The sequence below is a fragment of the Streptomyces sp. NPDC001108 genome (genome assembly GCF_053598535.1).
In genome coordinates this window covers 479314-492081 of sequence record NZ_JBSFKL010000003.1, presented here as the reverse complement: position 1 = coordinate 492081, position 12768 = coordinate 479314, and the positions used below count along the sequence as shown (strand labels likewise).

The window sequence follows — 12768 nt, the reverse complement described above, 5'->3', positions numbered from 1 at the left end:
CATCACCCCAACGCCGTTTCGAGGATGCCCACGGTGTGCACGGCATCCGGCTCCGTTACCGAGCAGTTGAACCGCACCCAGGGGCGGGTGCAGTCGTACAGGGCGGCCCACGGCTCGTCGCCGCCGCCGAAGACCGCCGCCGGGTTGAGCTTGAGTCCGGCCTCCCGGCCGACCCGGTTGCACCAGCCGACCGCCCCCTCCGGGCCGTCGACCCGGACCGGCAGCGGCAGGAACATCGAGTAGCCGGTCTCCGGGTACCGGGGGACCGGATCGACGCCCAGGGGCACGAGCCGGCTCCGGTAGGCCGCGAGGACGGTGGCGTAGTGCCGGGCCATGCCGCGCAGGTACCGGTCGAGGACGTCGACGACCGGCGACCGCCACAGCATCCGCACGAGCGGGTCGTCGCCGCCCGGCCGGACCGGCGCGACCTCGGGGGGAAGCAGCCGGGGCCGCGCCGGTACCGTGCCGTCGCGCCGCGCGGCTCGGGCGCACATCAGCGCGACGTAGAGCGCGACGACCGCGGTGGACAACGGGCTCAGCGCGTAGCAGCGCTCGAACCGGTCCGCCTCCAGGTACCGCCGCAGCCCGGGGTCGCGGGTGATCAGCAGGCCCGCGCGGAGTCCGGGCACCGACAGGTCCTTGCTCGCGGTGAGCATCACGCAGCCGCGGCCGAGGTCGAGGTCCCGGACGGCCTCGAGCAGATGGCCGTCGTCCACCCCGCCCTCCCCGCCCGGGGCCGCGGAGACCTGGAAGACCGAGTCGAGGACGCGGAAGTCGCCTGCCGCGGCGCCGGGAAGCCGGAAGCGCCGGCCGGTCACCCCGTTCGGCACGATGTCGACCAGGGCCCGGGGCGCGCCGGACCGGGCTCGGGGCGACCGGCTCCGGTACAGCAGGCCGTCCCCGTTGTAGTGGGCGGCGACCGGCATGCGCCGGCGGCGGGCGGACTGCTCGAAGGCGTAGTAGCAGGGCAGCGGCAGCACGTACGCGTACCCCCGCGCGGCGAGGTAGCCGGTGACCACACTGATCGCCTCCGTCGACCCGGACATGACGAACACATCGCCCGGTCCGATGTCGGGTCGGCCCAGCCAGTGCGCGGTGAGCGCGCTGATCAACTCCCGGTCGGAGCCGTCGAACCCGGTCGAGTAGTCCGTCATGCGCTGCTGCTCGAACAGCACCGTGACCAGGGAACGGACCCGCGCCACGAGCTCCGGGGCGGCCGGGTACATGTTGCGGCCGTATCCGATCTGGTGCGGGGTGGACACCCCGTGCCGCAGGCGCCGGTAGGCGACCACGCACTCCGCGTCCGCGTGTCCGGGGTCCCGGGCCGGTGCCGAGGCCTCCTTCGGACAGACCGTCATGGGCACCCCCCGGCCGTCATCGCCCGGACGAGCGAGGAGACCACCTGCTCCGACGACATGCCGGGCAGCAGCTCCACCCAGTCGTCGACCGGTGTCCCGGAGGCGGCCGCGAACGCCAGGTACGCGTCGAGCCGAGCCAGTTGCCAGCTCCGCACCCGGTGGTAGTCCGCCGAGCCCCGTTCGAAGAACGCGTAGGTGTCGGCCAGCTCCTCGCAGTACTCCCGGGACGCCCGCAGGCCGATCACCGAGACCGCCGCTCCCCGGGCCGTGAGACCGGCCCGTAAGCGGGCCAGCCGCTCACCGCAGTGGATGTTCATCGGCGCCAGGACGCGGCCGTCGGCGCTGTGCCGGGCGGTGTGGACGCACAGGGTGGTGAAGAGCGCCTGCCAGACGGGGTCCTCCTGGAAGTCGTCCGGCAGGCCGGGACGGAACTCCATGAGCGCGAAGCCCAGTTGCTCCCCGTCGACGACCTCGACACCGCTCCGGCCGCCCGGCCTTTCGCCCTGCCCTCCGCCCGGCCGGGTGCCGAGCCGGGCGGCGACGGCCTGGGCGATCTCCATCCTCGGCAGCGCCCAGGGGCCCGTGACGACAGTGATCATCGGCTCACCCGGAACATCACGTGGAGGTCCTGGTCCGCCGTCGCCAGCTCCGGCCGGTGGGAGATGCTCGACCAGCTGGTACGGGCGAAGCCGTGCCGGGCGAAGATGTCGCGCAGGACGTTGGGGTGCCAGCCGCCGAACCCCGGCAACTCCCCGCCCACCTCCCGGAAGTCACCGTTCGGCCGGCCGTCCCAGATCGTCTCGACGGCGATCCACACGGCGTCCCGCGCCAGGTGCGCCGCCACCGCCGCCGCCAGCCGGCCGGGGTCCGCCACGGTCCACAGCACGTTCCGCGAGAACACCGCGTCGTACGGGCCGCCGAGCCCCTCGGCGTTCCCCGCGTCGAGCCGCGCGAACGTGACGGCCGGGCCGACGTCCCCGGTGCGCCGTTCGAGGGCCTTCCGCCGGGCCCGGGCGAGCATCCGCTCCGAGGTGTCCACCCCGTGGACGTCGAAGCCCAGCTCCGCGCAGAGCAGGGTGTAGGTGCCCGTCCCGCAGCCGATGTCGAGCAGCCGCCCCGAACGGGCGGGAAACGCCTCCGCCAGCATCGATTTCCACGCCGCCGCCTGTTCGGCGGTCAGCGCGTTGCCCGGTGTCTCGTCGTAGTTCTCGGCGCGGTGGTCCCAATGCGCCACCAAATTCGTCACACCCGACTCCTCCGGCCGCTATTCCCGCTCGTTGTCCGTTCCGAAAACGATGTGGATGCGCAGGTCGTCGCCCCCGTTGAACGCGCTGTGCAACTGCCGGGTGTCGACGTAGTACAGATGGCCGTCGGCCGGAATGTTCACCACTCTGTCGTGCTCGACGAACACGAAGCGCGCGTGCTCGCTGGTGGTGACGGCGAGGTGGTAGCGGGGTGTCGGGTCGCGGTGCACGGAATAGCAGTGCTTCGCGTCCAGCGCCATGATCCGGGTGCGGACGGGGGTGAACGGCAGCCGGTCGAAGACCTCGCCCAGATAGCTGTCGCGCAACTCGGCGTGGACCTCGGTGAAATCCGTGTCCGAGGAGATCAGCGACTGGCGCAGGCACCCCTCGTACCACGGGTCCGACGCCTGCGGCCGGTGCTGGAGAGCGAGCTGCCGCGTTCCCTCGAAGACCAGTGGATGCCTTTCCAAGAGGCTTTCCACCGAGGCGCGGAGCTCATCGGGGTCGATATCGAGATCGGTCCTGGACGTCAGCACGGTCACGGGGTGAATCCTTCCGTGAAACGGATCGGCCGGGCCCGCCGACGGCGAACCGGTTCTCGCTTTCCCGCTCTTCTGCCTCTACTAGATTTTTCTTGCAGTCGCAGGGTCTGTCATTGCCGAGACGCGACCACCTGATTGGCCGATCGCGTCCTGCCGGAACCAGTCGTCCCGGAACCTGCCCGGCGGCAGCCCGTACCGGGCCCGGAATACCCGGCTGAAGTCGGACGGCTGGGTGAATCCGTTCCGCAGGCCGATCTCGCGGACCGAAACCGATCGCAGCCGGGCGTCGCAGAGTTCTCGGCGGCTGTTCTCCAGCCTCCGCTGCCGGATCCAGTCCGACGGCGTGCTTCCCTCCGTCTTGAACAGCCGTTGCAGATAGCGCAGGGAGATGTGATGGGCCGAGGCGACCAGGCCCGGAGTGAGGCCGCAGTCGCCGAGATTGCGGTCGATGAATCCCCGGATACGTGTTATCAGTTCGTACTGCTGGGTCTGCGGGCACACCTCGTCGGCCTCGACGAAATGCCGCTCCAGCACCGCCGCCGCCAGATGCAGGGCCGCGTCGCCGAACCGGGCCACCTCGGGCGCGCCCAGCCCGGCCGCCCGGCCCGCCGCCTCGACCAGGAACGAACGGAGCAGCGGCCCGGAACCGGCCGCCTCGCGGACCCGGAGCTGCGCCGCGGCGGCGTCCGGCGGAACCGTCGGCATCGCGGAGCCCGGGAAGACCATCACGACCGCCTCCGCCGCCGCCCGGTTCTCCGGCGCCGGGCCGATGCCCAGGGGGAGCAGGGTGTCGCAGAGCGCCACCGCCGCGTCCCGCACGACGAGTTCGCACCCGGCCCGCGCCACCCCGATCCCCCCGAACGAGCTGAGCACCAGCGCGTGCCGCCCGGGATCGGCCTCCAGCGCATGGGGGACGCAACCGGCGCCCCGGAACGTGATCCGGTGGGCCGTGACGCTGCCCAGCTCCGTGGTCCGCAGCACCGGGCGGAGCCCGCGGAGCGCCGGCTCCCGGCGCCCGGGGTCACCGGCCCGCCCCGCCCATGGCGCCCACACGGCCCCTTCGGGCCTCCACCGGTCCCCCCGCCGGACGGCACCGCCCAACGGCACCGTCTCACCGCTGTGCCGCATTTCCAAACTCCCGTTCTAGTGAATAACCGGGTCCATGGCCTCCAGAAGCAGTCCGTCCCATACTGCCGCTGGTGAAATATCACTGTCATTGATAGGGGGCGACCAATCGCTTGACCTCGTGCGCCGATCTGTTCGATGTCGCCGGAATAAGCGCCATTGCGCTAGTACGATGAAAAGCACAAAGAAATGCGGGAAGAAAAATATGAAGAAAGGCGTCGTGTTGACTTCTTCAACCCCGATCGACCCCGGCCGGGAACCCTGGGTTCTCGCCCGGCGTTTCACGCACCGGCTCGCCGATGTCCTGGGGGACACCCTCCGCGATGTCGTGGTGGTGGGGTCCGCTTCGCTCGGCGACTGGCGGGCGGAGAGCGATGTCGACCTCGTCTGCGTGGTGGAGCGGGAGCTCGACGCCCCGGCCCGGGAGGCGGTCGCGCCGCTGCACGAGCGGTCCCGGGAGGAGTACGGCCACACCGTCGACGCGATGTACGTGACGAGGGACGGGCTGGCCAAGGGCCCCGATGCCCTCCGGTCGGTGGTGGCGACGGTCGCCGGGGTCCTGCACCCCCAGTCGACGGACGGGCCGATGAACTGGCCGACCTGGCTCAACATCGTGCAGTGCGGGGTGCGCGTCCCGCTCGCCGGGGACGGCGCGTTGAGCGCGGTCGCGGCGGGAAGTGCCGGATTCCCGATCGAGGAGGGGGCCGCGCGGGACGGGGCGGTCGGCTTCTCCCGCGCCAATCTCGACCAGTACTGGCGGGGCCGGGCCGATCTGTCGGAGCGGTTCCACCTGGCCGAGGGGGCGACCCGGCCGGTCTCCGCCTTCGAGGTCGAATGGATGTCGCTGGGCCCGGCCCGCCTCCTGGCGACGGTCCGCACGGGGCGGATCGTCTCGAAGTCGGAGGGCGGCGAGCTGGCCGCCGAGCTCTTCGCGGAGTTCCGCCCGCACCTCGCCCGGGTGCTCGACGCCCGCCGGGGCGAGGGCTCCGCCCGGACCTGGGGCCGTGCGGACCTGGAGCGCTCCCTCGACATCGCCCGCCGCTGCGTGCGCCTGGGCACGGAAGGCTGAGGGAGGAAGAAGACCGGGACCCCCGGGGCCCGTCCGCGTCCCCCGCCCTCCTATCCTCTGCTGGTCCGTCCGGTCCCGGGCGGTCCCGGGAGGGGTGGGGTTCATGCGGCGGCGGAGAGCGGGACACGGACTGAGGGTGGCGGCCCGGGTGCTGGTGCCGCTCGGGCTGGTCCTGACGGCGGTGGGCGCGGGGTACTTCTTCACGGCCTACCGGGGAATCACCGTCGTCGGCTCGGCGATGGAGCCCACGTACCGCAGGGGCGACCGGCTGGTGGCCGAGCGGGTGGACGCCGACGCGATCCGCCGGGGCGACGTCGTACTCGTCCGGGTGCCCGGCCGCTACGGGGACCAGCCGGTCCTCCAGCGTGTCATCGGGAGGGGCGGCGACCGTGTGGTGTCCGACGGCGACCGGGTCACGGTGAACGGGAAGCCGGCCGACGAACCCTATGTGCGACGCGGCACGGCACCCCTGGATCCGTACGACGTGACGGTGCCGCAGGGGCGGCTGTTCCTGCTGGGCGACAACCGGGGCGACGCGAACGACTCGCGGTTCTTCCTCGACGAGCGGTCGGGCAGTGTGGCGGCCTCCGGGGTGCTCGGGCGGGTACGGGGCGACGTCGTCGCACCGGTGCTGCTCCTGGGGCTCGGTGCGTTCGGCGGAGTGCTTGCCGTGATCGGGCTCGGCCTGGGGATCGGAGGATACGCGGCCGGGCGGAGCGCCGCGGCGCGTCCGCCGGCTACCGGCCGGTGATGAGGCGGTACCGCCCCGCCTCGCGGTGCAGCACCCCGAGGTCGACCAGGGCCCGGCGCAGCGACACCGCGTCCGTGGCCCCGGCCTGGCACCACGGCTCCAGACGCTCCGTCACCGCGCGTTCGTCGTACTCCTCGTCCGAGGGCGCGAAGGCGGCCGCGGCCACGTGCCGCAGCACCGCCTCGCGCGCCTCGGGGGCCGTCTCCTCGGGGAGCCGCAGCAGGGCCCGGCCGCGTACGAAGCCGCGGAGCCGGGCGTCGGGCTGCTCGGCGGCGGCCTCCTCCTCCCGACGGCGCCCGGCGGACTCCGCGGCCCGCGCCACGGCGGTCTCGTCGACGGCGAGCCGGCCGTTTCCCCCGGCCACGAGCAGTCCCGCCCGGGTCAGCCGGCCGATGGCCTTGGCCGCCACCGGGGCGTCGAGCCCCGTGGCCGCGAGGATCGCGGACGGGGTGGACGATCCGAGGGCGACCGCGCCGAAGACGCGGCGCGATGCCGGGTCGGCCAGCGCGAGGGTGAACTCGTCGGGGGTGAAGGCGGGTTCGCGGGATGTCATGGTTTCTCCTCTTCCTGTTCCGTCGATGCCGCCGCCACTCCGGGGGCAGGGTCCTCCGGGCGGGTCACGGCGGGCGGGGAGGTGCGGGCGAGCGCGGCCCAGGAGGCGAGCAGGAGCTCCACCGCGTCCACGACGGATTCCGATCCGCCGCCGGTGGGGGCGAGCACCCGCTGGATGGACAGCCCGTCGTCCAACGCGTGCACGATCAGTGCGAGTTGTTCCACCGGGGCCGGCAGGGCGATGCCGCGTTCGGCGAACCCCTGCTCCAGCGAGCGGGCTATGGTCTCCCGGGAGCGGCGCTCGCGCTCCGCCAGCACGGGCCGCAGCTCCGGGTCGCGCAGTGCGTAGAGCCAGAGTTCGGTGCGCAGGGCGAGCCAGCCGGCGAGGTTCTCGTCGCGGCGGCGGTGCCAGGCGCGGAGCCGGTCGAGGGTCTCCTCGAAGCCGTCCGCCCCGACGTCCATCGCCCGGACCTCGGCCAGTTCGTGCCGCGTCCGCTCCTCCAGCAGGGCCAGGACGAGCTCGTGCTTACCGTCGAAGTTGCCGTAGAAGGCGCCCCGGGTGTAGCCGGCGGCCTCCACGATCTGCTCGACCGACGTTCCGCCGACCCCCTGGTCGGCGAAGAGCCGGGCCGCCGCTTCCAGGAGCCGTTCGCGGGTGAGCTGCCGGCTCTGCTGCCGGGTGAGCCGCTCGGTGATGGGGACCGCCTCCCTCCTGTGCTGTGCCGTCCCGTCAGGTGACGTGCTTTCGGATACAGGACTGTATTCGCATACGGTTCCGTATCCAAAAGGTTTTCGAGGCTGCCCGAAGTGCCCTACGGGGCGCCCACGACCACGGCGCCGCGGAATGGAGCCTCCCCGGGGATCAGCGACATCGCGTCCAGCGACGGATCGGGCACCGGCAGCAGATGGGCGTCGACCCAGGTGTCGCCCGAGGCGGTCTGTGACCAGGGGTCCTCGATCACGAGGGCGCCGGGCGCGGCTCCGTGGCAGAGCACCCAGTGCGGTACGTCGAAGCCCTGCATCGCGGCGAGCGAGACCAGGAGCAGCACATGGCCCCGCCGGGCGACCGCGTCCCGGATCGCGGTTACGGGCAGGTGGGAGGGCTCGACCGGCAGCCCGGTCCGTCCCGCCTCCTCCCGTGACGCGTGCTGGAGCACGGCGCGCCAGTCCCGTTCCTCCTGGGTGCAGTGGTCGAGCAGCACCGGCCGGTCGGTGTCGAGGTGGACGGTGACCGGGGCCGAGGGCCACGCGCGGCGGACGGCGACGCCCAGGCCGACGGGTTCGCACGCGGGGAAGTTCGTCGCCTCCCGCCAGAGCGTCAGCTCCGCCGTACGGTCGAGCGAGGCCCATGGCACGGCCCCCGCATGGGCCCGCGCGACCAGGGCGGTGACCGCGCCGCAGGTGAAGTGGGTGGTCTGCCCGTAGTACGCGGGCTCCGGGACGGCCGCCTCCGGGCCGGGCAGCCAGCGCACGTATCCGGTGGGCGGGGCGTCCGGCCCGGTCGCCGTCAACGGGGCGCGCAGCGGCGCGAATCCGGCGGCGAGGGCGGCCTCCGGGTCCACCGTCCACCCTTCCCATTTGATCTGGACGAGCCCCCGGCGGCGTGCGTGGCCGACCACCGCCCCGGCGGCCGCCGTCACGTCGCCGACCGCGTCGACGATCTTCAGGTAGGCGGTTTCCGGACGGGCCGTCACGAGCGCGGCGGCCGCCCAGCCCGCGCCGTCCTCCCGGGCGACGGCCACCAGACGCGGGGCATGGGCGGAACGGTCGACGTCCCGCCAGCGCCCCGGCACATCGCCGAGCCGGGCCAGCGCGGCCGGGGGAGCGGCGGGATCGAACGGGACGACGACAACGGCGCCGCTGTTCACGGGCGGACTCCTCCGCTCGTACGGACGGGGCAACGGAACGTCATGCGCGGGACCTCCCGAGCATCCAGATGAAGTAGGGGGCTCCGACCAGCGAGATCATCAGCCCCGCGGGCAGCTGGGCCGGGGCGACGAGCGTGCGGCCCAGCGCGTCGGCCACGCAGACCAGCAGCGCGCCGAGCAGCATCGCCACCGGGATCACCCGGCCGTGCCGGGCGCCCACCAACGACCGGGCGAGATGCGGGGCGACGAGCCCCACGAACCCGACGACACCGACGGCGAGCACGCTCAGCGCCGCGAGCACCGCGGCGATCGTCAGCGCGGCGAACCGGGTGCGTTCCGGCCGGACGCCGACCACCCGGGGCGTGTCCTCGTCGACGGCGAGCAGATCGAGCCGGTGCCGCATGGCGAGCAGCACGGGCAGCGCCACGGCCACCGCCACCGCGACCGGTACGACATCGGGCAGGGTGCGCCCGTAGGTCGTCCCGGAGAGCCAGGTGAAGATCCGGGGCGTGTTCCACGGGTCCGCGCGCAGCAGCAGGAAGGTGGTGACGGAGCTGAGGCCGTACCCGCAGCCGATGCCGATCAGGACGAACCGGTCGGGCAGGAAGCCGCCGCGCCGGGCGAGCACGGCGATCAGCGCGAACGTGGCGAGCCCGGTCGCCACCGCCGCCACGACGAGCAGCGGGTGCCCGCCGGACAGCCCCGAGGTCGCGACGGCCGCCGCGCCCAGCCCGGCGCCCGCCGTGATGCCGAGCACCCCCGGCTCGGCCAGCGGATTGCGGACGGAACTCTGCACCACGCATCCGGCCAGCCCCAGCGCCGCCCCCGCGAGCACCGCGGCGACCACCCTCGGCACCCGGTCGTCGAGTGCCTGGCCGATCAGGTCCGGGGCGGCTCCCCGGGCCCAGAGCGCGAGGTCACCCGTACGCAGCCAGAGGCTGCCCGCGAGGACCGCGACGAGCACCGCCGCCGCCAGCAGCGCCACCGCCCCGGCCACGACGAGGAGGTACGAGCGGCGCGACCGCGCGGCGACCCGGCCGCCCGCCGCCCGTCCGGCCCCGCCGGTGTCCCGCAGCCGGAGCGCGAGGACCACGATCACGACGGCGCCGAGCAGCGCGGTCGGCACCCCGGTCGGGATCGCGGCGGCCTCCCCGGCCCCCTGCACCGCGCGCAGTCCCGCGTCCGCGAGGAGGATCAGCAGGGCGCCGAGCAGCCCGGCGGCGGGCACCAGAAAGAGGTGCCGGCGCAGTGCCCGGACCCGTCCCGCCAGCAGCCGGGCCAGGACGGGGGCGCCGAGCCCGACGAAGGCGATCGGGCCCGCGAGCGTCACCGCCGTACTGGTCAGCAACACCGCGCAGAGCACGGCGGCCACCCGGGTGGCACGGACCGGCACCCCGAGGGAGGCGGCCGTGTCGTCGCCGAGCCCCAGCACGTCCAGCCTCCGGGAGAGGACCAGGGCGACGCACGCCACCACGGCCAGGAGCGGGAGGGCGCGCACCGACGCGTCGATGTTCAGCTGGGCCAGCGAACCGCTGCCCCAGGCGTAGAGGCCGGTCGTGTTCTTCTGGAACAGGACGAGCAGCATCCCGGTCGCCGAGTCCAGGGCCATCGCCGTCGCCGACCCGGCGAGGACGAGACGGGTGCCCGAGGTGCCCGCGGCCCGGCCGGTGAGCGCCAGCACCAGCGCCGCCGCGAGCAGCCCCCCGGTGAAGGCGACCGCGCCCGACGCCCACAGCGGGACGGCGATACCGAAGGCGGCGACGGCCGAGAGCGTGAAGTAGGCCCCGGCGGTGACCGCGAGGGTGTCCGGGGAGGCGAGGGCGTTGCGCGTGACGGACTGGAGGAGCGCACCGGCGCAGCCGAGCGCGAACCCCACCGCCACCCCCGCGAGCAGCCGGGGCAGCCGCGAGCCGGTGAAGATCTCCCCGACCCGCGCGCCGTCCGGGCCCCCGCGCTCCCCGGCGAGGTGGCGCAGCAGATCCCGGGCGCCCAGCCCGGACGTTCCCTGCGTCAGATGCCACAGGCCCACCGCGAAGACCGCGACGAGCAGGGCCGCCAGGACGGCCGCCCCGGCCCGCAGTCCGCCCCGGCCGGGGGCCGTCGTATCCGGTGCGCTCACTTCTCGCCGGTGTTCTCGTCGGCGTCCGCGGCGGTGTTCCTGTCGAGCACGTCGACGTACGCGTCGATCGCCTGCGCGCAGGAGCGCGGGCCGCCCGCACCCCAGACCCGGGCCGGGAAGGCGTGCGCGCGGCCCTCCTTCACGGCCGGGATCGACTTCCAGATCGGGTTCTTCGCCAGAGCCGCGACGTAGCCGCCCGCGCCCTCGTCGTTGGCGTAGAAGAGGTTGGCCTTCCCGACCGCGGTCAGCCCCTCGACGTCGGTCTGCGCCAGCCCGTACGAGGGGTCGACGCCGCCGCTCCCGTGGGCCTTGTCGACCGCGTCGGTCCACGCGGGGGTCATGCCGAGTTCCTCGCCTATCGCGGTGAACAGGGCGCCCTTGCCGTAGGGGCGGACGGTGAGGTTGCCGCCCTGGAGCCAGCCGTCGAAGAAGAGGAAGTCCTTCGTCGGCAGGTCGGCGTCGGCCACCTTCTGCTTCGCCGTGGCGAGGTGCACGTCGAACTCCTTCAGCACCTGGTCGGACCGTTCGGTGCGCCCGGTGGCCTTGCCGATCATGCCGAACACGTTCCGCATGTTGCCGATCGGGTCGGCCGGGTCCGCGCCCTTCGTGACCATCACCGGCACGCCGCGCTTCTCCAGCTTCTTGACGATCTCGTCGTCGGCCTTGAACGCCTCGACGACGACGAGGTCGGGCTTGGCCGCGGCGAGGGTGTCCAGGTCGGGTTCCTCGCGGGTGCCGATGTCGGTCACCTTGCCGGGCAGCTTCTCCGCGCTGACCCAGGTGCGGTAGCCCTTGGCGTCGGAGACCGCGACCGGCGTGACGCACAGGGTGAGCGCGTCCTCGATCTGCTGCCACTCCAGGACCGCGATCCGCTCGGCGGGCTTGTCGAGCGTCACCTGACGGCCGACGCCGTCCTTGAACGACACCGGTCCGGTCGACGTGGCCGTCCTGTCGTCGGCGCAGCTCTTCGACCCGGGCGACCCGGGCGGCGTGGCACCGGCGGCCTGGTCCGCCGTGTCGACGCTGGTCGTGCCGCAGGCCGTCGCGGAGAGTACGACGGCGAGGCCGGTGGCGGCCGATGCCGCCAGGCGACGGGCACGGTTCATGGCAGTTCCTCTTTCGGATGGTTCAGAAGGGCGAGCACGCGAGGTGCTCAAGGTGCTGGGGATGAGGGGTGGTTCAGGTGGTGGCGGCGGTGCGGGCGGAGTGCCGCCCGAGCGGGTCGATACGGAGCCGGCCGGTACGGGGTTCCACCGCGACCTCGACGCGGATGTCGTAGACCGCGCCGATGTTCCGCGCGGTGAGGACGTCGACGGGGGCGCCCACCGCGTGCACCCGGCCGGCGCCCATCAGGACGACGGTGTCCGCGACGCGGGAGGCGTGGTCGAGGTCGTGCAGCACGATCCCGACCGCGACGCCGTGCTCCTCGACCAGATCGCGCACCAGGTCGAGCGTCTCGATCTGGTAGCGCAGATCCAGGTGGTTCGTCGGCTCGTCCAGCAGGACGACCCCGGTGTCCTGGGCCAGGCAGGCCGCGAGCCAGACGCGCTGCATCTCCCCGCCGGAGAGCTCGCCGACCGGCCGCCCGGCCATGTGCCCGACCCCGGTGACGCCCATGGCGCGCCGGACGGCGTCGCGGTCGTCGCCGGTCGGCCCGCCGAAGCCGCGCCGGTAGGGATGGCGCCCGAAGGCCACGACCTCCGCGACCGTCAGCCCCTGCGGCGCGGGCCTCGACTGGGAGAACAGCGTGACCTCCCGCGCGAACCGGCGCGCGCTCAGCAGCGCCGCCGCGCGCTCGGGGGCTCCGTCGCGGCCGCCGAGCGTCACCCGGCCGCCGTCGGCCGGGTGGAGCCGGGCGAGCGCCCGCAGCAGCGTCGACTTCCCACTGCCGTTCGGCCCCACCAGCGCGGTGGCGCGCCCCGGTTCCAGGGTCAGTGAGACGCCGTGGACCACCGGCGCCCTGCCGTAACGCAGGACCAGGTCGTGGCCGCCGAGGGGGACCGGCGCCGAACGGGCGGGGGCGTCGGCGGGGCCGGAGGCGGGGGTGGCGGCGCGCGCGGCGGTGCGTCGGGAGGAGCGAGTGAGCATCGAGGGATCCGGGTGACTGGAGCGGACAGCGGCAACTAAGGGTTACCTAACT

The 12768-nt window shown here is 73.7% G+C and carries 13 protein-coding genes; 2 read left to right on the top strand and 11 right to left on the bottom strand.

Annotated features, from left to right (window positions below; all coding sequences use genetic code 11):
• Positions 1-2: 2 nt before the first annotated feature.
• The 5 genes from ACWC97_RS10680 to ACWC97_RS10660 all read right to left on the bottom strand — a co-directional run bounded on the left by ACWC97_RS10680 (position 3) and on the right by ACWC97_RS10660 (position 4125).
• Complete coding sequence (locus tag ACWC97_RS10680) at positions 3-1358, bottom strand: hypothetical protein (RefSeq protein WP_450648666.1); 1356 nt, start codon at positions 1356-1358, stop codon at positions 3-5.
• Positions 1355-1957: a hypothetical protein gene (locus ACWC97_RS10675; RefSeq protein ID WP_450648664.1), complete on the bottom strand. Its 603-nt coding sequence runs from the start codon at positions 1955-1957 to the stop codon at positions 1355-1357. Before ACWC97_RS10675 ends, ACWC97_RS10680 begins: the two co-directional genes overlap by 4 nt.
• Positions 1954-2604 (bottom strand): class I SAM-dependent DNA methyltransferase, encoded by a 651-nt coding sequence (locus ACWC97_RS10670; RefSeq protein ID WP_450648662.1) that lies wholly within the window; start codon positions 2602-2604, stop codon positions 1954-1956. The genes ACWC97_RS10675 and ACWC97_RS10670 overlap by 4 nt, the downstream gene beginning before the upstream one ends.
• A gap of 18 nt (positions 2605-2622) precedes the next feature.
• Positions 2623-3144, bottom strand: a complete 522-nt coding sequence (locus ACWC97_RS10665; protein ID WP_352273182.1) for a hypothetical protein — start codon at positions 3142-3144, stop codon at positions 2623-2625.
• Positions 3145-3225: 81 nt separating this feature from the next.
• Positions 3226-4125, bottom strand: a complete 900-nt coding sequence (locus ACWC97_RS10660; RefSeq protein ID WP_352273181.1) for a helix-turn-helix transcriptional regulator — start codon at positions 4123-4125, stop codon at positions 3226-3228.
• Between the two features lie 364 nt (positions 4126-4489).
• Between ACWC97_RS10660 and ACWC97_RS10655 the strand changes: the two genes are divergently transcribed.
• Together ACWC97_RS10655 and lepB are read left to right on the top strand one after the other, a co-directional pair.
• A complete protein-coding gene (locus tag ACWC97_RS10655) occupies positions 4490-5338 on the top strand; it encodes a nucleotidyltransferase domain-containing protein (RefSeq protein WP_352273180.1) in 849 nt (282 codons plus the stop codon).
• A 103-nt stretch (positions 5339-5441) separates the two neighbouring features.
• Positions 5442-6089 carry a signal peptidase I gene (lepB, locus tag ACWC97_RS10650; protein ID WP_450648660.1) on the top strand — a complete coding sequence of 216 codons (648 nt, stop codon included), beginning with the start codon at positions 5442-5444 and terminating at the stop codon, positions 6087-6089.
• Here lepB and ACWC97_RS10645 read toward each other — a convergent pair.
• The 6 genes from ACWC97_RS10645 to ACWC97_RS10620 form a co-directional block, all read right to left on the bottom strand.
• Complete coding sequence (locus tag ACWC97_RS10645) at positions 6076-6642, bottom strand: DUF2087 domain-containing protein (RefSeq protein WP_450648658.1); 567 nt, start codon at positions 6640-6642, stop codon at positions 6076-6078. The two genes, lepB and ACWC97_RS10645, sit on opposite strands and share 14 nt — an antisense overlap.
• Complete coding sequence (locus ACWC97_RS10640; protein WP_450648810.1) at positions 6639-7283, bottom strand: TetR/AcrR family transcriptional regulator; 645 nt, start codon at positions 7281-7283, stop codon at positions 6639-6641. Before ACWC97_RS10640 ends, ACWC97_RS10645 begins: the two co-directional genes overlap by 4 nt.
• 170 nt (positions 7284-7453) lie before the next feature.
• Positions 7454-8509: a peptidase C39 family protein gene (locus ACWC97_RS10635; protein WP_450648656.1), complete on the bottom strand. Its 1056-nt coding sequence runs from the start codon at positions 8507-8509 to the stop codon at positions 7454-7456.
• 40 nt (positions 8510-8549) lie between these two features.
• Complete coding sequence (locus tag ACWC97_RS10630) at positions 8550-10628, bottom strand: iron ABC transporter permease (protein ID WP_450648654.1); 2079 nt, start codon at positions 10626-10628, stop codon at positions 8550-8552.
• The gene (locus ACWC97_RS10625; RefSeq protein ID WP_450648652.1) at positions 10625-11734 is read right to left on the bottom strand and encodes an iron-siderophore ABC transporter substrate-binding protein; all 1110 of its coding nucleotides are present in this window, start codon (positions 11732-11734) and stop codon (positions 10625-10627) included. The genes ACWC97_RS10630 and ACWC97_RS10625 overlap by 4 nt, the downstream gene beginning before the upstream one ends.
• 73 nt (positions 11735-11807) lie before the next feature.
• Positions 11808-12716, bottom strand: coding sequence for an ABC transporter ATP-binding protein (locus ACWC97_RS10620; protein WP_450648650.1), 909 nt, complete (start codon positions 12714-12716; stop codon positions 11808-11810).
• Positions 12717-12768 lie beyond the last annotated feature (52 nt).